The 25,375-nt window shown below is 66.5% G+C and carries 25 protein-coding genes; 7 read left to right on the top strand and 18 right to left on the bottom strand.

Annotated features, from left to right (window positions below; translation table 11 throughout):
- Positions 1–171 precede the first annotated feature (171 nt).
- Together ACTS1X_RS05355 and ACTS1X_RS05350 are read left to right on the top strand one after the other, a co-directional pair.
- Positions 172–1,140 carry a FecCD family ABC transporter permease gene (locus tag ACTS1X_RS05355; RefSeq protein ID WP_442613350.1) on the top strand — a complete coding sequence of 323 codons (969 nt, stop codon included), beginning with the start codon at positions 172–174 and terminating at the stop codon, positions 1,138–1,140.
- The gene (locus ACTS1X_RS05350) at positions 1,137–1,844 is read left to right on the top strand and encodes an ABC transporter ATP-binding protein (RefSeq protein ID WP_442613349.1); all 708 of its coding nucleotides are present in this window, start codon (positions 1,137–1,139) and stop codon (positions 1,842–1,844) included. Before ACTS1X_RS05355 ends, ACTS1X_RS05350 begins: the two co-directional genes overlap by 4 nt.
- A gap of 147 nt (positions 1,845–1,991) precedes the next feature.
- On the opposite strand, the gene fabZ is transcribed toward ACTS1X_RS05350, so the two are convergent.
- The 11 genes from fabZ to rpsB form a co-directional block, all read right to left on the bottom strand.
- Complete coding sequence (fabZ, locus tag ACTS1X_RS05345; RefSeq protein WP_442613351.1) at positions 1,992–2,450, bottom strand: 3-hydroxyacyl-ACP dehydratase FabZ; 459 nt, start codon at positions 2,448–2,450, stop codon at positions 1,992–1,994.
- Between the two features lie 20 nt (positions 2,451–2,470).
- Positions 2,471–3,109 carry an OmpH family outer membrane protein gene (locus ACTS1X_RS05340; RefSeq protein ID WP_442613348.1) on the bottom strand — a complete coding sequence of 213 codons (639 nt, stop codon included), beginning with the start codon at positions 3,107–3,109 and terminating at the stop codon, positions 2,471–2,473.
- Positions 3,109–5,790 (bottom strand): outer membrane protein assembly factor BamA, encoded by a 2,682-nt coding sequence (bamA, locus tag ACTS1X_RS05335; protein WP_442613347.1) that lies wholly within the window; start codon positions 5,788–5,790, stop codon positions 3,109–3,111. The genes ACTS1X_RS05340 and bamA overlap by 1 nt, the downstream gene beginning before the upstream one ends.
- A gap of 109 nt (positions 5,791–5,899) precedes the next feature.
- Entirely contained in the window at positions 5,900–7,033 is a 1,134-nt protein-coding gene (gene rseP / locus ACTS1X_RS05330; RefSeq protein ID WP_442613346.1) for an RIP metalloprotease RseP, read from the bottom strand.
- Positions 7,030–8,196 carry a 1-deoxy-D-xylulose-5-phosphate reductoisomerase gene (locus tag ACTS1X_RS05325; protein ID WP_442613345.1) on the bottom strand — a complete coding sequence of 389 codons (1,167 nt, stop codon included), beginning with the start codon at positions 8,194–8,196 and terminating at the stop codon, positions 7,030–7,032. Before ACTS1X_RS05325 ends, rseP begins: the two co-directional genes overlap by 4 nt.
- Complete coding sequence (locus ACTS1X_RS05320; protein WP_442613344.1) at positions 8,196–8,981, bottom strand: phosphatidate cytidylyltransferase; 786 nt, start codon at positions 8,979–8,981, stop codon at positions 8,196–8,198. The genes ACTS1X_RS05325 and ACTS1X_RS05320 overlap by 1 nt, the downstream gene beginning before the upstream one ends.
- The gene (locus ACTS1X_RS05315) at positions 8,978–9,709 is read right to left on the bottom strand and encodes an isoprenyl transferase (RefSeq protein WP_442613343.1); all 732 of its coding nucleotides are present in this window, start codon (positions 9,707–9,709) and stop codon (positions 8,978–8,980) included. Before ACTS1X_RS05315 ends, ACTS1X_RS05320 begins: the two co-directional genes overlap by 4 nt.
- 20 nt (positions 9,710–9,729) lie before the next feature.
- Positions 9,730–10,287: a ribosome recycling factor gene (frr, locus tag ACTS1X_RS05310; RefSeq protein ID WP_442613342.1), complete on the bottom strand. Its 558-nt coding sequence runs from the start codon at positions 10,285–10,287 to the stop codon at positions 9,730–9,732.
- Complete coding sequence (gene pyrH / locus ACTS1X_RS05305) at positions 10,287–11,015, bottom strand: UMP kinase (protein ID WP_442613341.1); 729 nt, start codon at positions 11,013–11,015, stop codon at positions 10,287–10,289. The genes frr and pyrH overlap by 1 nt, the downstream gene beginning before the upstream one ends.
- 109 nt (positions 11,016–11,124) lie before the next feature.
- Complete coding sequence (gene tsf / locus ACTS1X_RS05300) at positions 11,125–12,048, bottom strand: translation elongation factor Ts (protein WP_442613340.1); 924 nt, start codon at positions 12,046–12,048, stop codon at positions 11,125–11,127.
- Between the two features lie 90 nt (positions 12,049–12,138).
- Positions 12,139–12,897, bottom strand: coding sequence for a 30S ribosomal protein S2 (rpsB, locus tag ACTS1X_RS05295; protein ID WP_442613339.1), 759 nt, complete (start codon positions 12,895–12,897; stop codon positions 12,139–12,141).
- A gap of 255 nt (positions 12,898–13,152) precedes the next feature.
- On the opposite strand from rpsB, the gene ACTS1X_RS05290 reads away from it, so the two are divergent.
- On the top strand, positions 13,153–13,383 hold the full coding sequence (locus ACTS1X_RS05290) for a hypothetical protein (protein ID WP_442613338.1): 231 nt from the start codon (positions 13,153–13,155) through the stop codon (positions 13,381–13,383).
- Here ACTS1X_RS05290 and ACTS1X_RS05285 read toward each other — a convergent pair.
- Together ACTS1X_RS05285 and ACTS1X_RS05280 are read right to left on the bottom strand one after the other, a co-directional pair.
- Entirely contained in the window at positions 13,328–14,122 is a 795-nt protein-coding gene (locus ACTS1X_RS05285; RefSeq protein ID WP_442613337.1) for a CDP-alcohol phosphatidyltransferase family protein, read from the bottom strand. The genes ACTS1X_RS05290 and ACTS1X_RS05285 overlap by 56 nt on opposite strands.
- Positions 14,119–14,853, bottom strand: coding sequence for a phosphatidylserine decarboxylase (locus ACTS1X_RS05280; RefSeq protein WP_442613336.1), 735 nt, complete (start codon positions 14,851–14,853; stop codon positions 14,119–14,121). The genes ACTS1X_RS05285 and ACTS1X_RS05280 overlap by 4 nt, the downstream gene beginning before the upstream one ends.
- A 135-nt stretch (positions 14,854–14,988) precedes the next feature.
- Here ACTS1X_RS05280 and ACTS1X_RS05275 point away from each other — a divergent pair, with 135 nt between their 5' ends.
- Positions 14,989–16,209: an NADP-dependent isocitrate dehydrogenase gene (locus tag ACTS1X_RS05275; RefSeq protein ID WP_442613335.1), complete on the top strand. Its 1,221-nt coding sequence runs from the start codon at positions 14,989–14,991 to the stop codon at positions 16,207–16,209.
- Between the two features lie 57 nt (positions 16,210–16,266).
- The gene (locus tag ACTS1X_RS05270) at positions 16,267–18,048 is read left to right on the top strand and encodes a cation:proton antiporter domain-containing protein (protein ID WP_442613334.1); all 1,782 of its coding nucleotides are present in this window, start codon (positions 16,267–16,269) and stop codon (positions 18,046–18,048) included.
- Here ACTS1X_RS05270 and alaS read toward each other — a convergent pair.
- Positions 18,045–20,690 (bottom strand): alanine--tRNA ligase, encoded by a 2,646-nt coding sequence (gene alaS / locus ACTS1X_RS05265; protein WP_442613333.1) that lies wholly within the window; start codon positions 20,688–20,690, stop codon positions 18,045–18,047. The genes ACTS1X_RS05270 and alaS overlap by 4 nt on opposite strands.
- Before the next feature lie 70 nt (positions 20,691–20,760).
- Positions 20,761–21,387, bottom strand: a complete 627-nt coding sequence (locus ACTS1X_RS05260) for a glutathione S-transferase family protein (RefSeq protein WP_442613332.1) — start codon at positions 21,385–21,387, stop codon at positions 20,761–20,763.
- 86 nt (positions 21,388–21,473) lie between these two features.
- Here ACTS1X_RS05260 and ACTS1X_RS05255 point away from each other — a divergent pair, with 86 nt between their 5' ends.
- Positions 21,474–21,803 carry a hypothetical protein gene (locus ACTS1X_RS05255; protein ID WP_442613331.1) on the top strand — a complete coding sequence of 110 codons (330 nt, stop codon included), beginning with the start codon at positions 21,474–21,476 and terminating at the stop codon, positions 21,801–21,803.
- A gap of 8 nt (positions 21,804–21,811) precedes the next feature.
- A complete protein-coding gene (locus ACTS1X_RS05250) occupies positions 21,812–22,408 on the top strand; it encodes a hypothetical protein (protein ID WP_442613330.1) in 597 nt (198 codons plus the stop codon).
- Here ACTS1X_RS05250 and recA read toward each other — a convergent pair.
- The 3 genes from recA to ACTS1X_RS05235 all read right to left on the bottom strand — a co-directional run.
- A complete protein-coding gene (recA, locus tag ACTS1X_RS05245; RefSeq protein ID WP_442613329.1) occupies positions 22,405–23,484 on the bottom strand; it encodes a recombinase RecA in 1,080 nt (359 codons plus the stop codon). The genes ACTS1X_RS05250 and recA overlap by 4 nt on opposite strands.
- Before the next feature lie 90 nt (positions 23,485–23,574).
- Complete coding sequence (locus tag ACTS1X_RS05240) at positions 23,575–23,934, bottom strand: response regulator (protein ID WP_442613328.1); 360 nt, start codon at positions 23,932–23,934, stop codon at positions 23,575–23,577.
- 78 nt (positions 23,935–24,012) lie between these two features.
- On the bottom strand, positions 24,013–25,375 hold a 1,363-nt coding region (locus ACTS1X_RS05235; RefSeq protein WP_442613327.1), incomplete at its 5' end, for a response regulator.

Raw genomic sequence — 25,375 nt, 5'->3', positions numbered from 1 at the left:
CCGCAGCGACTATCGCCGCGGCCAGACGTCGCTCGGCCAATATTGGCCGGGCTTCCGGTTCGTCGCCGATGCGTCGGCGACGCGCATCGTCGATACCGACGGCCGCCGCTGGACCTGCGCCGGGCCGTCGATGCTGCCCGAAATCCGAAGGCTGCGACGGATACTCGCCCGATGAGGGCCGGTTTTTACATCCTGTTCGCCCTGCTCGTGCTCGGCCTGACCATCGCGTCGCTGACGGTGCCGCTGTACGCGCTGCCGGAGCTGTTCGCGACCGATCCCGATCTCGCCTGGATCGTGGTCGCCGAACTCCGGCTGCCGCGCGCGCTGCTGGCGCTGGTCTACGGCGCGGTGCTCGGCGCGAGCGGCGCGGCGATCCAGGCGCTGTTCGCCAACCCCCTCGCCTCGCCCGACATTACCGGCGCGACCGGCGGCGCGGCGTTCGGTGCGGTGATCACCGCCTATCTGATCGGCTTCGCGAGCCCGTTCGGGGTCGCGATCGGCGGCGTGGCGGGCGCCGGCGTCGCGCTCGCGCTGCTGCTGATGCTCGCCGGGCCGCGCGCCGAAACCGCGACCCTGCTGCTGGCCGGGATCGCGATCAGCGCGATCACCGGATCGGGAACGGCGCTGGCGCTGGCGCTCGCGCCCTCGCCTTTCGCCTTTTACGACGCCTATGCCTGGCTCATGGGATCGCTGGTCGACCGCAGCCTGCCCCAGCTCGCCTTCGCCGCGGTGCCGGCGCTCGCCGCGATCGCCTATTTCGCGCGCTGCACGCCGGCGCTCGACCGGTTGGCGCTCGGCGAGGATGTCGCCGAGGCGATGGGCCATGACGTCGCCGCGCTCCGGCGCAATATCATCGTCGCGACCGCGATCGGCGTCGGCGCGGCGGTGTCCGTGTGCGGTGCGGTCGGCTTTATCGGCCTGGTCGGGCCGGTCATCGCGCGCAAGCTGACCGCCGGCCATCCGGGCCGGGCCGTCCTGCCTGCCGCGCTGATCGGCGCCGCCCTGCTGCTCGCCGCCGACATCGCGGTCCGCTTCGCGCCGCCCGACCGCTCGGTGCCGATCGGCGTGCTGACCGCGCTGCTCGGCGCGCCCTTCTTCCTCTGGCTGGTCGCGCATATGCGCTGGAGCGCGCGGCCATGAGCGCGCGGCTGATCGCCTCGGGCGCCGCGATCGCGGGCCGGCTCGAACCCTGCGACCTCGCCTTCGAGGGCGGGACGGTGACGATGCTGGTGGGCCCCAACGGCGCGGGCAAGACCAGCCTGCTGCACGCGCTGGCGGGTCTTTCCGGGACGATGGGCGATATCCGCGTCGACGGCGATGCGATCGCGACGCTCTCCCCGGCTCAGCGAATCCGCCACCTGGCCTTTCTCGGCGCGTCGCGCGAAGTGCGCTGGCCGCTCAGGGCGCGCGACTATATCGCGCTCGGCCTGCCCGGAACAGCGCATGGCGACCGGGCGGATGCGGCGCTGGCCTCGCTGGAAGCGTCCGCCCTCGCCGAGCGCCGGCTCGACCATCTGTCGACCGGCGAGCGTTCGCGCGTGATGATCGCCCGGGCGCTCGCGCCGCAGGCGGGCGCCGTGCTGCTCGACGAGCCCTGCGCCAATCTCGACCCGCAATGGCAGCTGGCGATACTGGCGCGGCTGCGCTCCGAGGCCGCGAACGGCGCGGCGGTGATCCTCTCGATCCACGACATCGACCTGGCGCGCCAGCATGGCGACCGGGCGATCGTGATCGACACGGGGCGCATCGTGGCCGACGGCGTACCGTCCGCCACGCTGTCCGACGCGATCGTCGCGGAGGTTTTCGGGGTGGCGCAGCGCGACGGGCGCTGGGCGCGCGTTTAGGGGTTTTCTCCTTCCGGAACAGCTCAGATCCGTCGCCCCGAACTTGGCGGCGCTCATCCCCCGAGACAAGGATTCGTCATTGCGTCGTCGCTGCGATCCTCGCAATGACGGTCATAATGATATGGCCGTTGTTCGTGAGCGATCCGCTCAGTCTTCAGGCGGATCGGCGATCATCGCTGTGAAATCGGCTTCGGCGGCGAGTGTGTCGCCGACATAGGCCTTGCCGCTGAACTTGCAGACGGGAAACCGTTTCTTCGCATATTCGACCTTGAGGGTCAGCAGGCAGCCCGGCTCGACGGGCGCGCGGAACTTGGCGCCGTCGATCGCCATGAAATAGACGAGCTTGCCGCTTTCGAGCAGGTCCAGTTCCTCGACCGCCATGATCGCGGCGGCCTGGGCGAGCGCCTCGACGATCAGCACGCCGGGCATGATCGGCCGGCCCGGGAAATGGCCCTGGAAATATTCCTCGTTCATCGACACGGCCTTGATCGCGGTGATCGATTCGCCCGGGACGATCTGTTCGACCCGGTCGACGAGGAGAAACGGATAGCGGTGCGGAATGGCCGCCATCACCCGCTTGACGTCAAGCGGGCCGATGGCGGCCATGTCCTGCGATTTGGTCTCGCTCACCGGCCTTCGGGCTGGCTCGGAGCCGGCTGCGCGGCCTGTTGTGCGGCGCGCAGCGTGTCGCCGGGGTTCCAGCCTGCCGGCGGGATCGCCTGCACGCTCGGCACCCGGGTGTTGAGCTGGGTCGTCACGGCCGAGGTGATATTGGCCGTCGAGTTCGGCGCGAGCGTCGCGACCGCGTTCGGCTCGAGCACGAGATCGACGTTGCTCGCCGACATCGCAGCCGTCAGTGCCTCGTTGAAATGCACCGCGATCTGTTCGCGGACATATTGCGTCGCGAGGAGCACCGGCCGGCGGATCGTCGCCAGCTCCTGCTGCGCGGCCTGTTGGCGGGTGTTGAACGCCTCGATGGAGGGACCGGCGGTCTCGGGGTTGGCCTGCTGGGCAGCCTGTGCGGCCTGCTGCAGCGGGCGCAGCTCGGCCTCGAGCGCGGTCGCCCGCGTCTGGGCCTGCTGGATCTGCGCGGCATAGGTGCTCTGGATCTGCGTCGCGGCGGCCTGATAGGCGGTCGTCTGCTGGATCGCCGCATCGACGCTCACGACGCCGACGCCGCGGGCCTGGGCGTGGGCCGGAGTCGCGGCGACCATCGGAAGCGCGAGCAGCAGCCCTGCGAATAGGGTTTTGGTTTTTGAAAACATCAGAATTGGGTTCCTATGTTGAATGAGAAGATTTTGTCCTCGTCGCCTTCCTCCTGGAGCAGGGCGTAGGCGAGGTCGATACGGAACGGCCCGAATGGCGAGTTCCAGGATACACCCGCACCGATCGTAACGCGCGGCGACGGCGAATCGCCGACGAAGCGTTCGAGGAACGGTGCGATTGTGCGGTTGGCTTCCGGATTGTTCGTGCCGTCGGTCACCGCGTCCGGCGTGAGCGTGCCATCGGGCGCGATGAACAGCGGGTTGCCGGTATTGTCGAGCAGGCGCGTGATGATCGGGCCCGGGATCGCATCGCCGGTACATGGCGTCCGGCCGACTTCGTTGCCGTTGGCATCGAGGCACGGGAAGGTTTGCAGCACCGGATCCGTTACGCCGAATACGGCGCCGGCATCGACGAAGATCGAAGGCCGGAAGCCGAGCTCGCGGGCGCCCGAGCCGAGCGGGATTTCGAGCTCGGCGCGCGCCAGATAATAGGCCCGGCCGCCGATCGCGTCATCGGTCACGAACCGCTCTTCGGTGATCAGGTTGTTCGTGCCCGGCTCGTAGGAAAAGCGCTGGACGCGCGGTCCGACGCCGCGAATGTCGAAGCCGCGAATCTGCGGCTCGCCGAGGAAGAAGCGGTCGGTCAGCCGGACGTCGTCGACCCCCGCGCCGCCCCGGTTTTCGAACGACTGGATATAGCCGGCCTCGGCGCTGAGCCCGAAGATGAAGCCCGATCCGATGTTGAAATACTGGTCGGCGTCGATCCGCGTGCGCAGATAGCGGACATCGCCGAGCAGGCCCGCGAAATCCTGGCTGAGGATGATCCGGCGGCCGCTCGACGGGCGGACATTATTGTCGAGATTGTTGTAGACCAGCGAATAGCCGATGCTCGAGATGATCCGTTCGCCGATGGTGTCGCAGAGGAAGCGGCCGGCGAGCAGCGGGCTGCACTCGTCATTGATGAAGAAGGTGTTGCGATCGAGCGTGATGTCTTCCTGGCTCAGCCCGTAGCGCAGCGCGAGCGTCCAGTACTCGGTCAGCGGCACGCCGGCGCGGACCTGGAAGCCGGTGCTGACCTGTTCGTAGGTCGTGTTGCGGTCGTTGCCGATGAAGTTGAACGAATCGAAATCGCGGCGGAACAGGTCGACGCCGACCGCGATGTTGCGGTCGAACAGATAGGGTTCGGTGAAGCCGAGCTCGATCGAGTTGGAGAAGCTCGACCAGTTGACGCCGGCGCGCAGCTCCTGGCCCTTGCCGAGGAAGTTGCGCTGGCGCACCGAGAAATTGAGGATGAACCGTTCGAGGCTCGAGAAACCGGCGGACACCTGCAGCTCGCCGGTCGGGTTTTCCTCGACATTGGCGGTCAGCACGATCCGGTCGGGCGCCGAGCCGGGCGACTGCTCGATCTCGAAATTCTCCTGGAAGAAGCCGAGCGACTGGATGCGGCTCTGCGACCGGCGGACGAGGAAGCTGTTGAAGGCGTCGCCCTCCTGCAGCCGGAACTCGCGCCGGATCACCTTGTCGCGGGTCAGCGTGTTGCCGTTGATGTCGATCCGCTCGATATAGACGCGCGGCGTCTCTTCGATCCGGAAGCGGACGTCCATCGTGCGGTCGTCGCGGTTGATGTTGAATTCCGGCCGCGCCTCGGCGAACGCATAGCCGAGCAGGCCCGCCGTCTCGTTGAGGCGGTCGATCGTGTCCTCGATCTGCTGGGCGTTGTACCAGTCGCCGGTCTGCATCGGGATGAAGCCGGCGAAGCGTTCCGAGCTGAAATCGCGCAGGTCGCTGTCGAGTTCGAGCTCGCCGAAGCGGTAGCGCTCGCCCTCTTCCACCACATAGGTGATGATGAAATCGCGCCGGTCGGGCGTCAGCTCGGCGACCGCCGATATCACGCGGAAGTCGGCATAGCCTTCGGTCAGGTAGAATTGGCGGAGGCGCTGCTGGTCGAAGGCGAGGCGATCGGGATCGAACGTGTCGCTCGACGAGAAGAAGCGGAAGAAGCGCGACTGTTTGGTCGCCATCTCCGAGCGCAGGTCGCTGTCCGAGAACACCTCGTTGCCGATGACGTTGATCTGCTGGACTCGCGAGCGCGGGCCCTCGCTGATCTCGAACACGATATCGACGCGGTTCTGATCGAGCTCGACCATCTGCGGTTCGACCGAGGCGGCGAAGCGGCCGCGGCGGCGATAGAGCTCGATGATCCGCGCGACGTCGGCGCGGGCGCGCGAACGGGTGAAGATCTGGCGCGGCGCGAGCCGGATCTCGCCGCGGATATCGTCGTCGTCGAGGCGGCGGTTGCCCTCGAGCAGGATGCGGTTGATGACCGGGTTTTCCTGCACGACGATCGTCAGCTCGCCCTGATTGTCGCGAATCTCGACATCGGCGAACAGCTCGGTCTCGAACAGGTCGCGCAGCGCCTCGTCGAGATCCTCGCGCGTATAGGTCGCGCCGGGGCGGAGCTGGACATAGGACCGCACGGTATCGGGTTCGATCCGCTGCGATCCCTCGACGAGGACCGCCCGGATGACCTGCCCCTCGGGCAGCTGGCTGGCGGTATCGACGGCCTGGGCGCCGGTGTCGAACTGCGGGACGGGGCCCTGGGCGGGCGCCGGGGGCGGCGACGGCGGTGCCGGTTGCGCGAGGGCCGGCACCGCGAAGCCGCCCAGCATGGTACCCAGCATCAGCCCAGAAAGCCGCGCCCGCTTCGAAATTCTTCGGTTACTCAGATGCACGCAAACCGCCCTTATTATCTTATTCCGGTAGGAGAATTCCCGCCCTGCCCCATAGAAGTCAGCCGATCAAGCCGCTCAGTCGCTCCCAGACACCGAACGATCCCAGATCGATCACCGTCACCATCAACATGAAACTCAGCAAGACGGCAAGACCCATGCGGAAAGCCCATTCTTGTGCCTCTGGCTTTATCGGCCTCCTGCGGACAGCCTCGGCCGCATAGAACACCAGGTGACCCCCGTCGAGCATCGGGATTGGCAACAGGTTGATGAATCCCAGATTAATCGAGATCGCCGCCATGAAGAATAAAAAAGCGTACAGGCCGAGACTCGCGGTCTGGCCCGAGAATTGCGCGATGCGCAGCGGCCCGCCCAGTTCCTCGACCGACCGCCGCCCGGAAATGATCTGGCCGAGGCCGACCGTGATCATCTCCAGACTCGACACGGTTTGGTCGATCGCCGCGCCCGGCAGCTCCAGCGCCCCCAAGGCTTCCATCTCGAGCACGTCGGACTGGACGCCGAGCTGCCCGATCCGGGCCTCGTTGCCGAACCGGTCGGTGATCGTGACGTCGCCGGTTACGGCAGTGATCGACAGATCCTCGCCGCCGCGGACGATATCGAACCGCATTTCCTGGCCCGGGCGCAGGCGGACGATATCGGCTAGCTCGTCGAACCGGTCGATGGCGCGGCCGTCGACCGCGACGATCTCGTCGCCGAGCTCGAACCCGGCCGCGTCGGCGACCGAATCCTCCATGATCGCGGAGATGACGGGCGCGTTCTGCGCCTGCCCGTAAGTGGCGAAAATACCCATGAAGAGGATGATCGCGAACAGGAAGTTGATCATCGGGCCAGCGAGGATGATCAGGAAACGCTGGCCCAAGGGCTTGAACTGGAAGAGTTCCGCCCGGTCGGCATCCGGCAGTCCGTTCATGTTGGGATCGGGCTGGCTCGCGGCGTTCAGGTCGCCGGCGAACTGGACATAGCCACCGAGCGGCAGCCAGCCGATCTTCCAGCGGGTCCCGCGCCTGTCGGTCCAGCCGGCGATCTCGCGGCCGAACCCGATCGAGAACTTCTCGACTTTCGTGCCGAACCAGCGGGCCACCAGATAATGGCCCATCTCGTGGACGAAGACGAGCGGGCCGATGACCAGCAGGAAGGCACCGATGGAGTAGAGAATGCCGGGGCTTTCGATCATGCGGAATAGCGTTCCATCTGCTGCTGCGCCTGCGCGCGCGCCGCCTCGTCGATCGCGAAGACATCGTCCAGGCTCTCCGGCGCGTCCGGTGCATAGCCGTCCAGCACGTTCCCGACAATTGCCGTGATATCGAGAAAGCCGATGCGGCCGGCCAGGAACGCGGCGACCGCCTCCTCGTTCGCGGCATTGAGGATCGCCGGGCGCGCGCCGCCCGCCTCCATCGCGGAACGGGCCAGCGCGATCGCCGGGAAGCGCACCGGATCGGGTTCCTCGAAGTCGAGCTTGCCGATCTCTCCCAGGCTCAGCCGTTCGCAGGGCGTGTCCATCCGTTCCGGCCAGGCCAGGGTGTAGGCGATCGGGATGCGCATGTCCGGCGCGCCGAGCTGCGCCAGGACCGATCCGTCGCGATATTCGACCAGCGAATGGATGACCGATTGCGGGTGGACGATGATCCGGCAGTTGTCGGGCGGCAGATCGAACAGGTAGCGCGCCTCGATCAGCTCCAGCCCCTTGTTCATCAGCGTCGCCGAATCGACCGAAATCTTCGCGCCCATCGACCAGTTGGGATGCTGGACCGCGCGCTCGGGCGTCACGTCGCGCATGTCCTCGCGCGACCATTCGCGGAACGGGCCGCCCGACGCGGTGAGGATGATGCTGGCGATGCCCGACGGGCGCTGATGGTCGAAGCACTGGAAGATCGCATTATGCTCCGAATCCACGGGCAGGATCGTGACTCCGCGCGTGCGCGCCGCTTCCAGCATCAGCGATCCGGCCGATACCAGCGATTCCTTGTTCGCCAGCCCGACCGTCGTCCCGGCCTCGATCGCGGCCATGACCGACGGAATACCGGCCGCGCCGACAATCGCGGCCATCACGAGATCGGCGTCCATCGCCGCGGCCTCGCATATCGCGTCCGCGCCGGCGGCGGTCGCGATACCGCTCCCGGCAAGGGCATCGGCCAACGTGCCGGCGCATTCGGGATCGGCGATCACGGCGATGTTCGCGCCGCTCTCCCGCGCCGCCCTGGCGAGGCCCTCGACATCGCGGTGCGCGGTGAGCGCGACGACGTCGAAATCGTCGGGATTGCGGTTCACCAGGTCGAGCGTCGACTGGCCGACCGAGCCGGTGGCGCCGAGGATCGAGAGGCGCTTGCGCGTCGCCATCACAACCATCCCGCCGCGCTGAGGCCCGCGACGCCGATGGCGACCGGCAGGAGGCCGTCGAGGCGGTCCAGCGCCCCGCCATGGCCGGGAAACAGGTTCGAACTGTCTTTCACGTCCGCGCGCCGCTTGAGCCAGCTTTCATACAGGTCGCCGAGCTGGGCGACGACCGCGAACAGCGCGCCGAGCGGCACGATCAGGAGCGGCAACTCGCTTTGCAGCGCGAAGCCGGCGCTGACCAGCGCAGCGCAGGCGATGCCGCCGATCAGGCCGGCCCAGGTCTTGTTGGGGCTGAACTGCGGCGCGAGCTTCGGCCCGCCGATCGTCTTGCCGGAGAAATAGGCGCCGATATCGGTCGCCCAGACCATGGCGAGCGTCCAGAGGGCGAGAACGAGGCCGCCCTGTTCGCGCAGGAAGATGATCGCGATCGAAGCGAGGCCGATATAGAGGAACCCGCCGGCCAGACGGGCGCTCCAGAAGGCCAAACCGACGACGATGCCGACCGCGGCCGCGGTGACGATATCCGCCTGGTCGATCGGCGCGTAGGCGGGGCTGAACAGCACCATCAGCAGGATCAGCACAATGGTAACCGAGAGCGTTTTGCGGCGCGGCTCCTTCATCAGCCCGCCCCATTCGTAGATCATCGCCGCCGCCAGGGCGGTCACCAGCAGCCAGAACGGCCATTGCCCGGCGAACAGCGCGCCGAGCGCGACGGCGGCCAGGACGAGACCGGTCGCCGTGCGTTTCCAGAGATTTCGAAACCTGCTCGGGGCCGCGGCTTCGGTCATAGTCCACCGTAGCGCCGGTCGCGCCGCGCAAAGTCCCGAACCGCCCGGCCGAGATCCTCCTCGCCGAAATCCGGCCAGAGCGTGTCGGTGAACAGCAGCTCGGCATAGGCCGACTGCCAGAGCAGGAAGTTGGACAGGCGTTTTTCGCCCGACGTCCGGATCAGCAGGTCTAGCGGCGGCAGTCCGCGCGTGCTCAGCCGGTCCTCGATCGTCTCGTTGGAAATCTCGTCCACGTCCAGCCGGCCGTCCCGCACATCCCCGGCGATCCGGCGGACCGCGTCGGTGATCTCGAACTGCGAGCCATAGTTGAGCGCGACGACGAGCGTCGCCCTGTCGTTGCCGGCGGTCCGCGCGATCGCGCTGTCGATCAGCGCGACGACATCGCTTTCGAAGGCGTGATAGTCGCCGATCACCCGGATGCGGATGCCCTCCCCCGCCAGCGCTTCCAGCTCCTTGCGGATGAAGCGGCGCAGCAGGTCCATGAGATCGGCGATCTCGGACGCCGGCCGGTTCCAGTTTTCCGACGAAAAGGCGTAGAGGGTCAGCACCTCGATGCCGAGCGCCCCGGCCGCCTTGACGACCGAACGCGCGGCTTCGATGCCCTTGCGGTGGCCGGCGATCCGCGGCAGGCCGCGCCGCTGCGCCCAGCGGCCGTTGCCGTCCATGATGATGGCGACGTGACGCGGGACCGCCGGGCCGCTGCCAGTCCCGGCCGCCGCGTCATCCACGGATCGGGCCGGTTCGGCGGTCACAGTTCGAGAATTTCCGATTCTTTCTCGCTGGCGATCTTGTCGATCTCGGCGATCTTGTCGTCGGTCAGCTTCTGGACATCGGCCTCGGACCGCTTCTTCTCGTCCTCGCCGATTTCCTTCTTGTTCTCGTCGGCCTTGAGCGCATCCATCCCGTCGCGCCGGACGTTGCGGACCGCGATCTTCGCCTTTTCCGCATATTGGCCGGCGAGCTTGGCCAGCTCCTTGCGGCGTTCCTCGGTCAGGTCGGGGATCGGCAGCCGGATCGTCGTCCCGTCGAGCTGCGGGTTGAGGCCGAGCCCGGCTGCGCGGATCGCCTTTTCGACGGGCTGGACGTTCGAGCCGTCCCACACCTGCACGGTCAGCATGCGCGGTTCCGGCGCGTTCACCGTTGCCACCTGGTTGAGCGGCATGTTGCTGCCATAGACCTCGACCTGCACCGGATCGAGCAGCGACGCCGAGGCACGGCCGGTCCTGAGGCCGCCCAGATCGCCGCGCAGCGATTCGATGGCGCCGTTCATCCGCCGCTCCAGATCGCCCTTGTCATATTGCGCCATCAGGCTTCTCCTTCTTGTTGTACGGTCGTCGCGATCCCCTCGCCCGACAGGACGTTGGCGAGATTGCCCTTCTCGCGGATGTTGAACACGACGATCGGTATGTCGTTGTCGCGGCACAGCGCCACGGCCGCCGCGTCCATGACCTTCAGATTGTCGGACAGGACGCGGTTGAAACTCAGCGTGTCGTAGCGCTTCGCGCCCTCGACCTGCTTGGGATCGGCATCGTAGACGCCGTCGACGCTGGTGCCCTTGAACAGCGCGTCGCAGCCCATTTCGGCGGCGCGCAGCGCGGCGGCAGTGTCGGTCGTGAAATAGGGGTTGCCGGTGCCGGCCGCGAAGATGACGATCCGGCCGCGCTCCATGTGCCGCATCGCGCGGCGGCGGATATAGGGCTCGCAGACCGTGTCCATCGGGATCGCCGAGAGGACGCGCGTGTCCTGGCCGATCTGTTCGAGCGCGTTCTGGACGGCAAGCGCGTTCATCACCGTGGCGAGCATCCCCATATAGTCGGCGCTCGTCCGGTCGAAGCCCTTGGCGGCCGCGGCGAGCCCGCGGAAGATGTTGCCGCCGCCGACGACGAGGCAGAGTTCGTGACCCGCTTCCTTCGCCGCGGCGACCTCGCGCGCGAGCCGCGCGGTGGTTTCCGGGTCGATGCCGAACTGGCCGTCGCCCATCAGCGCTTCGCCGGACAATTTGAGGAGGATGCGGTTATAGTGCGGGCGGGACATCGCCGGACCGGTCTTTCAAAAGGGTGACATGGTAACGGCGCGCACCCTAGTGGGGGTGCGCGCCGCTGCCAAGCATTTGATTGCCATGGTGTGGATGAGCGGAACCGGGCTAGGCGCCGACCGCCGCGGCCACTTCCTCGGCGAAATTCTCTTCCTTCTTCTCGATGCCTTCGCCGAGCTGGAAGCGGATGAAATCCTTGAGCACGATCCCGGTTCCGGCGTCCTTGGCCGCCTGGGCGACGACGTCTTCGATCTTGGTCTTGTTGTCCATGACGAAGATCTGGCTCATCAGCGCGTTTTCCTTGCGGTATTTCGCGATCGAGCCTTCGACCATCTTCTCGACGATATTGTCGGGCTTGCCGGATTCCGCGGCCTTTTCCTTGGCGATCGCGCGTTCGCGCTCGATCGTGTCCGGATCGAGATCGGCGCCGGTCAGCGCCATCGGCGAGGCCGCGGCGATGTGCATGGCGAGCTGCTTGCCGAGCGGTTCGAGCATATCGGCGCCCGCTTCGCTCTCGAGCGCGACGAGCACGCCGATCTTGCCCATGCCGGGCGCCGCGGCGTTGTGGACATAGGGGACGACGACGCCCTGATCGACGCCGATCCTGCCGACGCGGCGCAGGCTCTGATTTTCCCCGATCGTCGCGATGTTCGCGGTCAGCTTCTCCTCGACCGTGCCGCCGCCCGGATAGTCGGCGGCCTTGAGCGCATCGAGATCGGCATCGACGCCGAGCGCGATTTCGGTGACCTTGCCGACGAAATCCTGGAACTGGCCGTTCTTGGCGACGAAATCGGTTTCCGAATTGACCTCGACGGCCGCGCCGGTCGTGCCCGATACGGCGACGCCGACCAGGCCCTCGGCGGCCGTGCGGCCGGCCTTCTTGGCGGCGGCCGCGAGGCCCTTGGTGCGCAGCCAGTCGACGGCCGCTTCCATGTCGCCGCCATTTTCCTGCAGCGCCTTTTTCGAATCCATCATGCCGGCGCCCGTGCGCTCGCGCAGTTCCTTCACGTCCTTGGCAGAAAATTCGGCCATCTGTCCGTCCTCATCTATTGCAATTTCCGTTTATCGACGCGCCGGGCTGCGGACCCGGCGCGCGATGGTCTTTCGTGTCGGTCGCGACGCCTATCCCTCGGCGATCGCCGGTTCGGCGGGCGGTTCGACCGCGGCGCCGATATCCTCGCCCGAAGCGGCGGCCGCCGCCTGCGAACCCGCGCCCGCCGCCGCGGCAACCGCTTCGCAGTAGAGCCGGATGGCGCGCGCCGCATCGTCATTGGCCGGAACCGGGAAGGCGATGCCGTCCGGGCTGACGTTCGAGTCCAGGATCGCGACGACCGGAATGCCCAGAACATTGGCTTCCTTGATCGCCAGGTCTTCCTTGTTGGCGTCGATGATGAACATCACGTCCGGCAGGCCGCCCATGTCGCGGATGCCGCCGAGCGAAAGCTCGAGCTTGTCGCGCTCGCGCGTCAGCTGCAGCACTTCCTTCTTGGTGAAGCCCGACGCGTCGCCCGAAAGCTGCTCCTCGAGACTCTTGAGGCGCTTGATCGAGTTGGAGATCGTCTTCCAGTTGGTCAGCATGCCGCCGAGCCAGCGATGGTTGACGAAATGCTGGCCGCACGAGCGCGCCGCGTCCGCGATCGGCTGCTGCGCCTGGCGCTTGGTGCCGACGAACAGGATCTTGCCACCCGACGCGACCGACTGGCCGACGAAATCGAGCGCCCGCTGGAACAGCGGCACGGTCTGCGACAGGTCGATGATGTGAACCCCGTTGCGATCGCCGAAAATATACGGCTTCATCTTCGGGTTCCAGCGATGGGTCTGGTGGCCGAAATGCGCCCCGACCTCGAGCAATTGCTGCATGGTGACGGAAATGTCCGTCATAGTCTTTCTCCTTCCGGTTATACCTCTGGAAAGCAAGAATCAGAGCCACGGCTCCGACACCGGTATGTGCGCCTTCCATGTGGAATAGCGCGCAGATAGGCGGTGCGGCAGAAAAATGCAACCCCGCACTTGACGAGAACAATTCCGGAACATAGAAGCTGGAACACAAGGCGAACATCCCCGATCGGGACTGATCGTCACGCCGAGCGGAAACGTGATGATGGCGATGGAATTCGGGCGTTTGAGGAGCTGGACATGATCGAGATTGCCGCCACCGTATTTTTCGTTTTCGCGCTTGTCGCTCCGCTGGCGGTGATCGTCCTGACGCTCCAGCAGAATTGGGCGGCGATCGCGGATGCGCTGCGCGGCGCGCCGGCGACGTCCGGAATGCGGGACCTGCGCCCGGCCCGCGCCCGTCCGGCGCGGACTGCTATGCCGCGTCCGGCGACGGTTCGTCCGGTCCGGTCCGCCCGCGCCGCTGCCTGACCTTCGCGTAGCTCGCCATGCTGAACGGAATGCTGATCAGATAGGCGACGGCGAGCGCCGAAAAGGCGATCCAGGGTATGGTGACGATCGCCGCGATCATGCCCGCTATGCCGGCCAGCGCGCCGAACCGCATGCCCCGCTTCAGGCGGATCGAGGACCAGCTGAAGGTCGCGACGTTCGAGACCATCAGAAAGGCGACCAGCGCGGACCAGGGCGCCACAACGTAGAAATCGCGGAACAGGGGCTGGTGGGTGACCAGCCACAGGAAAATCGGGAACAGCAGCAGCCCGGCGGCGGTCGGCGCCGGGACGCCGGTCAGGAAACCCGCCGATTTGTGCGGTTGTTCGTCCTCGTCGATGCTGGCGTTGAAGCGCGCCAGCCGGAGCGCGCAGGCGGCCGCGAAGGCCAGGGCGAAGATCCAGCCGTAGCGCGGCATCGTTTCAAGCGACCAGAGATAGACGACGAGGCTCGGCGCGACGCCGAAGGCGATAACGTCCGACAGCGAATCGAGCTCGGCGCCGAACCGCGTCTGGCCGTTGAGCAGCCGGGCGATGCGGCCGTCGAACCCGTCGAGCACGCCGGCGATCACGATGAAGGTCAGCGCGGTTTCCCATTTCCCCGCCAGCGCGAACCGCACGGCGCTCAGCCCCATGCACAATGCCAGCACGGTGATCGCGTTGGGAATGATCGCGCGCGCCGGAATGCCGCGCATCGGACGTTTCAGGCGGCGGGGCTTCATTGGGTCACGCCGAAGGCGCGCGCATCGTCGCCGATCTTCGCGATGATCGTCTCGCCGGCGACGGTCTTCTGGCCGAGCGCCACACGCGGCGCGGTGCCGGCGGGCAGATAGACGTCGACCCGGCTGCCGAAGCGGATCAGCCCGATCCGCTGGCCGGCCACGACCATGTCGCCGGGTTTGACGAACGGCACGATGCGGCGTGCGACGAGCCCGGCGATCTGGGTGAAGCCGATCCGCTGGCCGTCGCGGGTCTCCAGCAGGATATGCTGGCGCTCGTTATCCTCGCTCGCCTTGTCGAGATCGGCGTTCACGAACTTGCCCGAAATATAAACGACCTCGCGGATCGTGCCGCCCATCGGGGCGCGATTGATATGGACGTCGAACACGCTCATGAAGATCGAGACGCGGCACATCAGGTCGTCGCCCAGCGCGTCCGGTCCGGCCATTTCGGGCGGCGGGGGAACGTCGCGGATCAGCGTGACCAGCCCGTCCGCCGGCGCGATGATCAGCCCCTCGTCCGCCGGCGTGACCCGCGCCGGATCCCGGAAAAAGGACGCGATCCAGATGGTCAGGCCGATGATCGGCCAGGCGATGATATCCCATCCGAACCAGAGGAAGACGATGGCGGCGGCCGAGGAGATCGCCAGATATTTATAGCCTTCGGGATGGATAGGCGGCCATTGCCAGCGCACATTGCGGTCGTCGCCCGGGGGCTTTTGAAGCTCTGTCATGCGGGCTTGATACAGTCGGCCATCCGGGGTGACAATCGCTGCATTTTCCGCGCCTCACCCGGTTGATTGCGCGGACGTTGCGCCCTAGACCGGCCCAAATTCTCGAAAATCCCCATCTGGAAAGCGACACTGCGCATGGCAACGAAGATCAAGGTGAAAAATCCCGTCATCGAAATCGATGGCGACGAAATGACCCGGATTATCTGGGAATGGATACGCGAACGCCTGATCCTGCCCTATCTCGATGTCGATCTGCACTATTACGACCTGTCCATCCAGAAGCGCGACGAGACCGACGACCGGATCACCGTGGACGCCGCCAATGCGATCAAGGAGCACGGCGTTGGCGTGAAATGCGCGACGATCACGCCGGACGAGGCGCGGGTCGAGGAGTTCGATCTCAAGCGGATGTGGAAATCGCCCAACGGCACGATCCGCAACATACTGGGCGGCGTCGTCTTCCGCGAACCGATCGTGATCGAGAATGTGCCGCGCCTCGTGCCGGGCTGGACCGATCCGATCGTGATCGGCCGCCACGCCTTCGGCGACCAGTATCGCGCCACCGACATGCTCGTGCCCGGCCCGGGCAAGCTGCGCCTCGTGTTCGAAGGCGAAGACGGGACGGTGATCGACGAGGAAGTGTTCAATTTCCCCTCCCCCGGCGTCGCCATGGCGATGTACAATCTCGACGACAGTATCCGCGATTTCGCGCGTGCGAGCATGAATTACGGCCTGCAGCGCGCCTGGCCGGTCTATCTCTCGACGAAGAACACCATCATGAAGAAATATGACGGCCGGTTCAAAGACCTGTTCGAGCAGGTGTTCGAGGCCGAGTTCAAGGAACAGTTCGACGAGGCCGGCATCACCTACGAGCATCGCCTGATCGACGACATGGTCGCATCGGCGCTCAAATGGTCGGGCAAGTTCGTCTGGGCCTGCAAGAATTACGACGGCGACGTCCAGTCGGACACCGTCGCCCAGGGCTTCGGCTCGCTCGGCCTGATGACCTCGGTGCTGATGACTCCGGACGGCAAGACGGTCGAAGCCGAAGCGGCGCACGGCACCGTGACCCGCCACTACCGCATGCACGAGCAGGGCAAGGCGACCTCGACCAACCCGATCGCCTCGATCTTCGCCTGGACGCGCGGTCTCATCTATCGCGGCAAGTTCGACGATACGCCGGACGTGACGCGCTTCGCCGAGACGCTCGAACGGGTCTGCATCGAAACGGTCGAGAACGGCCAGATGACGAAGGATCTCGCGATCCTGATCGGCCCGGACCAGGCCTGGATGACCAGCGAACAGTTCTTCGAGGCTATCCGCGTCAATCTCGAAGCCGCGATGGACGAGTGGTAGGCCGTATCCGCCGATAATCCGGTGACAAGTTGACGGCGGGGCTGCACTAAGCTCGGCATGATCCACGCAATCGAATCGGAGGCGTTCGGCAACGCGCTCGTCATTCTCGGCGCGGCGGGGATCGTCATCCCGCTGTTCGCGCGGTTCCGGATCACGCCGATCATCGGCTTCATCCTGGTCGGGCTGCTGTTCGGCCCGTCGGGGCTCGGCGGACTCACCGACCGCGCGCCCTGGCTCGCCTTTGTCACGATCTCGGACGCCGAGGCGATCGAGCCGTTCGCCGAATTCGGGATCGTTCTGCTGCTCTTCTCGATCGGCCTCGAACTCTCCTTCAAGCGGCTATGGGCGATGCGCGGCACCGTGTTCGGGGTCGGCGCGGCCGAGCTGATCGGCTGCGGGATATTGATCGCCGGCGCGCTCGTCGCGCTGGGGCAGAGCCCGGTCGGCGCGCTCGGCCTCGGCCTGGCGCTCGCTTTGTCCTCGACCGCGCTGGTGCTGCCGATTGCCGGCACGAAGACGCCGGTCGGGCGCGCCGCGCTCGGCATGCTGCTGTTCGAGGACGTCGCCATCGTCCCCATCATCTTCCTGCTCGGCGCGATCGGGCCGGCCCAGGACCAGAGCATCGGCGCGCTGGCGCTGACCCTTATGTTCGGCGTCGCGACGGTGATCGCGATGCTGATCGGCGGCCGCCTCGTGCTGCCCCGGCTCTTTGCCGAGGCGGCGCGGACCAAGAGCCCGGAGGTCTTTCTCGCCGCGAGCCTGCTGGTCGTCATTCTCGCCAGTCTCGCCACGACCGCGGTCGGGCTGTCCCCGATCGTCGGCGCGCTGGTGGCCGGACTTGTCATCGCCGAGACCGAATATCACCGCGAGGTCGAGGTCATCACCGAACCGTTCAAGGGGCTGGCGCTCGGGGTCTTCCTGATCACGGTCGGCATGAGCCTCGATCTGGCGCTGATCGCCCAGAACTGGACGTCGCTGGCGCTGGCGGTCGTCGGTGTGGTGCTCGTCAAGACGATCGTGACGGGACTGCTGCTGCGGCTGGCCGGCGCCCGGCGCGCGACCGCCGCCGAAACCGGGCTGCTCATGGCTTCGCCCTCCGAAACCACGCTGATCGTGCTGGCCGCCGCGCTGGCGGCGGAGCTGATCCAGCCGTCGACCGCGGCCTTCTGGCAGACGGTGACCGCGATCGGGCTCACCATCACCCCCCTGCTCGCGCGCGCCGGACGCATCGCGGCGCGGCGCGTCGAGCTGCGCGAGGCGCAGGTCGACTTTCCCGGCGACGGCGAGGACGAGGAGCAGCGCGCGATCATCGTCGGGTTCGGCCGGGTCGGCCGGGTGGTCGCCGAGATGCTGCGCGAGCACGACCAGCCCTTCGTCGCCGTCGATTCCAACATCGACGCCGTGGCGCGGGGCCGCCGCGACGGCTTTCCGACGATCTTTGGCGATGTCGCCCGCCCGCAGCTGCTCGAAAATCTCGACCTTGAGCGGGTCAGCGCGCTGATCCTGACGATGGACGATCCGGTCAGCCTCGTGCAGCTGACCAAGCGCGTCCGCGATGCCTATCCCGATCTGACGATCGTCGCCCGCGCCCGCGATCCCGACCATGCCGCCGAGCTCTACCGCGCCGGCGCGACCGATGCGGTGCCCGAAACGGTGGAATCCTCGCTCCAGCTGTCCGAAGCGGTGCTCGTCGATATCGGCGTCCCGATGGGGCCGGTCATCGCCTCGGTTCATGAAAAGCGCGCGCGCCTGCGCGAGGCGATCATGGAACTGGGCGAGCTCGACGCGCTTCCGGAGCTGCCGCGCGAGAAGCTCCGCCGGTCGAAATCGAGCGGCTAGGACCCGGCGGCGATCGCTTCGCGGATCGCGGCCAGCGCGTCGTCCGCCTTGTCGCCATCGGGGCCGCCGCCCTGCGCCATGTCGGGCCGGCCGCCGCCGCCCTTGCCGCCCAGCGCTTCGACCGCGGCGCGCACCAGCGCGACCGAGTCCCGGTCGCCGGCCAGGTCGTCGGTCATGCCGACCGCGACGCTCGCCCGGCCGTCATTGACCGCGACGATCGCCGCGATGCCCGAGCCGAGGCTCGCCTTGGCCTCGTCGATCAGCCCGCGCAGCTCCTTGGGATCGAGCCCCTCGACGACCTGGCCGAGAAATTGCGTATCGCCGATCTTCTCCGCCGCCGGGCCGCTCGCATGGCCGCCGCCCATCGCCAGCGCCTTTTTCGCGTCGGCCAGTTCCCGTTCGAGCCGCCTGCGCTCCTCGACCAGCGCCGCGACGCGGCCCGGCAGTTCGTCGGCGCTGGTTTTCAGCGCGTCCGCCGCGCTCAGCAGCTTGGCCTCGCGATCGCGGTACCAGAGCCGCGCGGCCTCGCCGGTCAGCGCCTCGATGCGGCGGACGCCCGCCGACACCGCGCTTTCCGAGACGATCGCGAACAGCCCGATATCGCCGAGTGCCGACACATGGGTGCCGCCGCACAGCTCGACCGAATAGTCGGCCGGACCGTTGCGGCCCATCGACAGCACACGGACCTCATCGCCATATTTCTCGCCGAACAGCGCGAGCGCGCCCGCTTCCACGGCCTCGTCGGGCGTCATCAGCCGGGTGACGACATCGACATTGCCGCGGATCTGCGCGTTCACATCGGCCTCGATCGCGGCGATCTCCTCGGCGGTCACCGCCTTGGGATGGGAGAAATCGAAACGCAGCCGGTCTTCGGCGACGAGGCTGCCCTTCTGCGTCACATGCTCGCCGAGCCGGTTGCGCAGCGCGGCGTGCATCAGATGCGTCGCGCTGTGATTGGCGCGAAGGCGGGCGCGGCGTTCTGCGTCGACGGCGAGCGTGACGACCTGGCCGACCGCGATCTCGCCGCTGTCGATCGTCACATGATGCGCATGGAGCCGCCCGAGGGGTTTCGAGGTGTCGCCGACCGTCCCGGCGAGCCCGCCATCGTCGGAGAGCGTTCCGGTATCGCCCATCTGGCCGCCGCTTTCGGCGTAGAAGGGTGTCTGGTTGGTCAGCACGATCGCGCTGTCGCCCGCCGCCGCCCGTTCGACGGTCGCGCCGTCCCGGACGATGGCGACGACCTGCCCCTCGCCCTCGTCGGCCGTGTAGCCGATGAATTCGGTGCCGCCATGCTCCTCGGCTAGGTCGAACCAGAGCGTGTCCGATGCGGCCTCGCCCGATCCCTTCCAGGCGGCGCGCGCGGCGGCCTTCTGTTCGGCCATCGCGTCGTCGAACCCCGCCCGGTCGATGCCGAGACCGCGGCTGCGCAGCGCATCCTCGGTCAGGTCGTAGGGAAAGCCGTAGGTGTCGTAGAGCTTGAACGCCGTTTCGCCGGCCAGCACGTCGCCCTCGTCCATGTCGGCGACGGCCTCGTCGAGCAGCTTGAGCCCGTTTTCGAGCGTCCGCCGGAAGCGCATCTCCTCATGGGCGAGCGTCTCCTCGACCAGCGGCTGCGCGCGGACCAGTTCCGGAAAGGCGCCGCCCATTTCCGCGACGAGCCCCGGCACGAGCCGGTGCATCAGCGGATCTTTCGCGCCGAGGATGTGCGCGTGGCGCATCGCCCGGCGCATGATCCTGCGCAATACGTAGCCGCGGCCCTCATTGGCCGGCAGCACGCCGTCGGCGATCAGGAAGCTCGCGCTGCGCAGATGATCGGCGATCACCCGGTGCGAGGCGGCGGTGTCGCCCGCCGGCGACGTCCCGGTGAGTTCCGCGCTTTCGGCGATCAGCGCCCTGAACAGGTCGATCTCGTAATTGTCGTGGGTGCCCTGCAGCACCGCGGCGATCCGCTCGAGCCCCATGCCGGTGTCGATCGACGGGCTCGGCAGCTCGACCCGCCCTTCCTCGCGCTGGTCGTACTGCATGAAGACGAGGTTCCATATCTCGACGAACCGGTCGCCGTCCTCGTCGGGCGAGCCCGGCGGGCCGCCCGGGATATGGTCGCCATGATCGTAGAAAATCTCGCTGCACGGGCCGCACGGGCCGGTATCGCCCATCGACCAGAAATTGTCCGACGTGGCGATGCGGACGATCCGGCTTTCGGGCCGCCCGGAAATCCTGCGCCACAGGTCATAGGCCTGGTCGTCGTCATGATAGACGGTCGCGGTCAGCCGCTCGGGATCGAGGCCCCACTCCTTCGTGATCAGCGTCCAGGCGAGTTCGATCGCGCGCTCCTTGAAATAGTCGCCGAACGAGAAATTGCCGAGCATTTCGAAAAAGGTGTGGTGGCGCGCGGTATAGCCGACATTGTCGAGATCGTTGTGCTTGCCGCCGGCGCGGACGCATTTCTGCGAGCTGGTCGCGGTCGAATAGTCGCGCGTCTCGAGCCCGGTGAAGACATTCTTGAACGGCACCATGCCGGCGTTGACGAACATCAGCGTCGGATCGTTGTGCGGGACGAGCGGCGCCGAGGGCACCGGCGCATGGCCTTCGCCCGCGAAGAATTCGAGGAAGGAGCGGCGGATGTCGTTGGTCGATGTCATGCGCGGCATGTAGGCAAGCGGGGCGGGCCGGGCAAGCGGGCTTTGCGCGGATCGAAAGCCGTATCAGGCGCTAGGCATAGGCATAGTCGCCCCCGCGCTCGAGCGCTCGCTGGTAGGCGGGACGGGCATGGATCGTCTCGAGCCAGGCGAGCAGGTTCGGATAGCGGTCGTCGAGCCCGGCCCGCTCGCGCGCGGCCTCGAGCGGAAAGCTCATCATGACATCGGCGGCGGTGAAGCTGTCGCCGGCGAACCAGGGGCGCTGGAACAGCTCGTCGTTGAGCCAGCGCAGATGGCCGGCGAACATCGCGAGCAGCGGCTTGCGCGCGGGGCGGCCGAGCAGCCCGAGCCGGTTGACCACGAGAATCGAGAGCAGCGGCGGCATCAGCGACCCTTCGGCATAATGGAGGAACTGGCGGTAGCGCAGGCTCTCATCGACATGGGCGGGCGCGCCCAGCGCCCCTCCGGCCTTGGCGACCAGATATTCGACGATCGCGCCGGTTTCGATCAGGGTGCGGTCGTCGATCGTGACGACCGGCGATTTGCCGAGCGGGTGGACCCGTTTGAGCTCGGACGGCGCGAGCATCGTCTTCGGATCGCGCTCATAGCGCTTGACCTCATATGCGAGCTCCAGCTCCTCGAGCAGCCACAGGATGCGCTGCGAGCGCGAATTTTCGAGATGATGGACCAATACCGTCATGAATGTCGCCCCGGATGTCGATTGATCGCGCCTGTCTATTATGATTAGTGTCGGCTGGCCATGGCGAGAGAGCAGTTGGGGGAAAAATGGCGGACGATTACGAATTCGAAGGCGTCAAGGATGCTGTGGGCGAATTGCAGGCGACCTCATTCGTCGGCATAGCCTCGACCGATCCGGAACAGTTCGAAGCGCAAATTTCCGAACTTCGGAAATTGGAGGCCGGACCGGCCACTCAGGACAGCGCCGGAGGAATTTCCCTCGCGGGACGATATGGCGACCAGATCACGGTATGCCAGATAGAAAATCCGCCGGAGACAATAGACGTCACCAATCACCCTGATACCTACGACCTGATATTGCAGTGTCGTCACAAAAAACCGCATCGCTGGGCGATGGACGGTACATTTCTGGGATAGCGGCCGCGATGTTTCGCCATGTGTGGATCGCCGCGGGCGCGTTTCTCGGAATCGGGCTGGTTATCTGGCCGGTTCCGGTCATCGCGATAGGCGGCATCCTCACCGTGATACTCATCCTGAATCAATATCGCGCCCGCGCGGCGATGGCGCTGTCACCCGAACGCGCGCGCCGTCTATTCGAACAGCGGGAGCTGCTTCTCGCGCCGCTCGCCGCGCTGGTGACGGCCATCGGCATCTGGATTGCCACGACGCCGATAGCGGAGCCGATTTTCGGGGCGATTGCCGAGGAGGAATTACGATCCCCGATTGAAAAAGCAGCCGGGGCCGCGCTTGGCGCGCTCGTCACCAGTCTGGCCGCTCATTTTTTCGGCGGGGAAAATGATCGCTTTTCTCCGGCTCTCGCATTTCAACGCGCCCTGCAGACCGAATTTGGCCGGCGTGTAGCGCCAAAGTCCCGCGAGAGCGCCGCCATCTATCTCCCGATGATCGAAGGTGAAGGCACGGTCGAATGGGAGCGGGCCGGTCGGCGGCTGCGCGCCGATATCATCGAGAAATGGCTCGCAACGCGCCGCAGTTCGACAAGAACCGGTCCCGAGGCGTCTTAGGTCTCGCCATCCTCTTCGGCGTCCGGGCCCGTCATCATTTCCTCGGCCACTTCCCCTTCCTTGCCGCGGATCGCGTTTTCGATCTTCGCGCAGATATCCGGATTTTCGAGGAGAAAGGCCTTGGAATTCTCGCGGCCCTGGCCGATCCGGGTCGAATCGTAGGAGAACCAGGAGCCCGATTTCTCGACGATCCCGGCCTTGACGCCGAGATCGAGTATCTCGCCCATCTTCGAGATGCCCTGGCCGTACATGATGTCGAACTCCACCTGCTTGAACGGCGGGGCGACCTTGTTCTTGACGACCTTCACCCGCGTCGTGTTGCCGACGACCTCGTCGCGATCCTTGATCTGGCCGATCCGGCGGATGTCGAGCCGCACGCTCGCATAGAATTTGAGCGCGTTGCCGCCCGAGGTGGTCTCGGGGCTGCCGTACATGACGCCGATCTTCATCCGGATCTGGTTGATGAAGACGACCATGCATTTCGAACGGTTGATCGAACCGGTGAGCTTTCTGAGCGCCTGGCTCATCAGCCGGGCCTGGAGGCCGACATGGCTGTCGCCCATTTCGCCTTCGATCTCGGCGCGCGGCACCAGGGCGGCGACCGAATCGACCACCAGAATGTCGATCGCGTTCGAGCGCACCAGCGTATCGGCGATCTCGAGCGCCTGCTCGCCGGTATCGGGCTGCGAAATGATGAGTTCGTCGATATCGACCCCGAGCTTCTTGGCATAGCCCGGATCGAGCGCATGTTCGGCGTCGATGAATGCTGCCGTCCCGCCGGCCTTCTGGGCCTCGGCGATGGTGTGCAGCGCCAGCGTCGTCTTGCCCGAGCTTTCGGGGCCGTAGATCTCGATGACGCGTCCGCGCGGAAGGCCGCCGATACCCAGGGCGATATCCAGTCCCAGCGAGCCCGTGGAGACCGATTCGATCTCGAGCGCTTCGCGCGATCCCAGTTTCATCGCCGATCCCTTGCCGAAGGCCCGGTCAATCTGCGCGAGTGCGGCGTCGAGCGCCTTCTGCCTGTCCATATCGTCCTTTTTTCCGTCGGAATCGATCACTTTGAGATGGGCTGCCATTGCCTGTTTCCCTCCTAGAAGCTCCGCGCCGGTCGTTCAACGCTGGCGTCTTTGTATACGCTTTGTTCCGTGAGAACAAGAGGGGAACATTTATTCCGTCCGCAGGCCCGTCTCCAAAGCATCGCGCACCCCCTCCAGCGTGAAGGGCTTGGCGAGAAACGGCCGGCGGCGATGCCGTTCGGGCGGTTTTTCGAGATCGCCGCCGCTCGTGAACAGAAACGGCTTGTCCGCATCGTCGAGCGCGTCGGCGATCGGCCAGCTGACCTTTCCGTCGCGCAGGTTGACGTCGAGCATCGCAAGATCGAATTCCGTTTCGGCGACCGCCGCCAGTCCGGTCTCCAGCGAGTCGACGATCCCCGCCACCTCGTGTCCGAGCGTTTCGACGAAATCCTCGAGCATCATGGCGATCAGCGCCTCGTCCTCGACGATCAATATGCGTGCCTTGGTCATGGTGAGCCCGATATCGCCGTTTGTCCGATCGATAAAGGGCCGGCCCCCCGGCCCCTGTCAGCAAGTCGACCGGCAGGCCTAGCGCGCGACGGCCTGCATGATGTCCCGCACCGCGTCGGCGAGCTGCTGGACGGAGAAGGGCTTGGGCAGGAAATGGACCCGTTCGATGTCGATCGACTGGCGCAGCTGCTCCTCGGCATAGCCCGACATGAACAGGATCGGCACGTCCGGCATGATTTCGCGCAGCTCGGCCGCCATCGCCGGCCCGTCCATGCCCGGCATCACCACGTCCGACAGGATCAGGTCGAAATCCCGCCGTTCGGCGATGATGCGCAGCGCGTCCTCGCCGTCCTCGGCGGTCACCACGCTGTAGCCCTGGCGGGTCAACGCGCGTTCGGCGACGGCCCGGACCATGTCTTCGTCCTCGACGACGAGAACGGTGCCGCTGGCCCAGCTGTCGGCGGCCGGCGACGGAGACGGATCGGCGGGCGCCGGTGACGGCCGCGCCGCGCCGGCGGGCGGATCGGACACGCCCGCCGCGTCGCCGCGATGGACGGGCAGATAGATGGTGAAGGCGGTGCCCTTGCCGACTTCGGAATCGGCGAAGATATAGCCGCCCGACTGTTTGACGATGCCGTAGACGGTCGAGAGGCCGAGCCCGGTCCCCTTCCCCACTTCCTTCGTCGTGTAGAAGGGCTCGAATATCTTGCCCAGCGCTTCGGGCGCGATGCCGATCCCGGTGTCGGTCAGGCGGAAGGCCGTATAGTCGGTGGCGGGCATCACGTCATGGCCCATCGCTTCGACCGCCGATGCCGACACCGCGAAGGTTTCGAGCGTCAGCGTGCCGCGCCCCTCGCCGTCCTCGCGCGACTGGATCGCATCGCGCGCATTGACCGCGAGGTTGACGATCACCTGTTCGAGCTGGCCGGGATCCGCGCGCACCGGGCCCAGGTTCCGCCCGTGATGGATGTCGAGCGACACCGTCTCGCCGAGCAGCCGTTTCAACAGGTTCGACACTTCGGACACGACGTCGGGCAGCTGGAGGATTTGCGGCCGCAGGGTCTGCTGCCGCGAAAAGGCGAGCAGCTGGCGGGTCAGCCCCGCGGCGCGGTTCGAATTGGACTTGATCTGCTGGATATCGTCATAATCGCTGTCGCCGGGTGTATGACGCAGCAGCATCAGGTCGCAATGGCCGATGATCGCGGTGAGGATGTTGTTGAAATCGTGCGCGACGCCGCCGGCGAGCTGGCCGACCGCCTGCATCTTGGTGGCCTGGGCGACCTGGCGCTTCAGCTTTTCGTCCTCGCTATTGTCCTTGAGGCTGAGCAGCACCGCCGCCTCGCCGAGGCCCGGCGCGCCGGCGACGGTCATCGCGACGGTTTCCTCGGGCCGGTGGCGCAGGCGCAGCGCGATATCGGCGGAGATGGAGGCGCTGTTGGCG

The sequence above is a fragment of the Parasphingopyxis sp. genome (assembly GCF_052168275.1).
Taxonomy (GTDB): domain Bacteria; phylum Pseudomonadota; class Alphaproteobacteria; order Sphingomonadales; family Sphingomonadaceae; genus Parasphingopyxis.
The sequence above is the reverse complement of the archived record's forward strand: the minus strand, read 5'-3'. Positions and strand labels throughout refer to the sequence as shown.

Excerpts from the sequence above, each read along its gene's own strand:
- ACTS1X_RS05325 (WP_442613345.1), bottom strand. The coding sequence starts at position 8,196 with ATGGCGACGCGCAAGCGCCTCTCGATCCTCGGCGCCACCGGCTCGGTC.
- ACTS1X_RS05350 (WP_442613349.1), top strand. The coding sequence starts at position 1,137 with ATGAGCGCGCGGCTGATCGCCTCGGGCGCCGCGATCGCGGGCCGGCTC.
- ACTS1X_RS05250 (WP_442613330.1), top strand. The coding sequence starts at position 21,812 with ATGTTTCGCCATGTGTGGATCGCCGCGGGCGCGTTTCTCGGAATCGGG.
- ACTS1X_RS05340 (WP_442613348.1), bottom strand. The coding sequence starts at position 3,109 with ATGTTTTCAAAAACCAAAACCCTATTCGCAGGGCTGCTGCTCGCGCTT.
- frr (WP_442613342.1), bottom strand. The coding sequence starts at position 10,287 with ATGGCGCAATATGACAAGGGCGATCTGGAGCGGCGGATGAACGGCGCC.
- recA (WP_442613329.1), bottom strand. The coding sequence starts at position 23,484 with ATGGCAGCCCATCTCAAAGTGATCGATTCCGACGGAAAAAAGGACGAT.
- tsf (WP_442613340.1), bottom strand. The coding sequence starts at position 12,048 with ATGGCCGAATTTTCTGCCAAGGACGTGAAGGAACTGCGCGAGCGCACG.
- rpsB (WP_442613339.1), bottom strand. The coding sequence starts at position 12,897 with ATGACGGACATTTCCGTCACCATGCAGCAATTGCTCGAGGTCGGGGCG.
- fabZ (WP_442613351.1), bottom strand. The coding sequence starts at position 2,450 with ATGGCCGCCATCGGCCCGCTTGACGTCAAGCGGGTGATGGCGGCCATT.
- pyrH (WP_442613341.1), bottom strand. The coding sequence starts at position 11,015 with ATGTCCCGCCCGCACTATAACCGCATCCTCCTCAAATTGTCCGGCGAA.
- ACTS1X_RS05255 (WP_442613331.1), top strand. The coding sequence starts at position 21,474 with ATGGCGGACGATTACGAATTCGAAGGCGTCAAGGATGCTGTGGGCGAA.
- ACTS1X_RS05270 (WP_442613334.1), top strand. The coding sequence starts at position 16,267 with ATGATCCACGCAATCGAATCGGAGGCGTTCGGCAACGCGCTCGTCATT.
- rseP (WP_442613346.1), bottom strand. The coding sequence starts at position 7,033 with ATGATCGAAAGCCCCGGCATTCTCTACTCCATCGGTGCCTTCCTGCTG.
- ACTS1X_RS05355 (WP_442613350.1), top strand. The coding sequence starts at position 172 with ATGAGGGCCGGTTTTTACATCCTGTTCGCCCTGCTCGTGCTCGGCCTG.
- ACTS1X_RS05320 (WP_442613344.1), bottom strand. The coding sequence starts at position 8,981 with ATGACCGAAGCCGCGGCCCCGAGCAGGTTTCGAAATCTCTGGAAACGC.
- alaS (WP_442613333.1), bottom strand. The coding sequence starts at position 20,690 with ATGACATCGACCAACGACATCCGCCGCTCCTTCCTCGAATTCTTCGCG.
- bamA (WP_442613347.1), bottom strand. The coding sequence starts at position 5,790 with ATGCTGGGTACCATGCTGGGCGGCTTCGCGGTGCCGGCCCTCGCGCAA.
- ACTS1X_RS05240 (WP_442613328.1), bottom strand. The coding sequence starts at position 23,934 with ATGACCAAGGCACGCATATTGATCGTCGAGGACGAGGCGCTGATCGCC.
- ACTS1X_RS05260 (WP_442613332.1), bottom strand. The coding sequence starts at position 21,387 with ATGACGGTATTGGTCCATCATCTCGAAAATTCGCGCTCGCAGCGCATC.
- ACTS1X_RS05275 (WP_442613335.1), top strand. The coding sequence starts at position 14,989 with ATGGCAACGAAGATCAAGGTGAAAAATCCCGTCATCGAAATCGATGGC.
- ACTS1X_RS05280 (WP_442613336.1), bottom strand. The coding sequence starts at position 14,853 with ATGACAGAGCTTCAAAAGCCCCCGGGCGACGACCGCAATGTGCGCTGG.
- ACTS1X_RS05285 (WP_442613337.1), bottom strand. The coding sequence starts at position 14,122 with ATGAAGCCCCGCCGCCTGAAACGTCCGATGCGCGGCATTCCGGCGCGC.
- ACTS1X_RS05290 (WP_442613338.1), top strand. The coding sequence starts at position 13,153 with ATGATCGAGATTGCCGCCACCGTATTTTTCGTTTTCGCGCTTGTCGCT.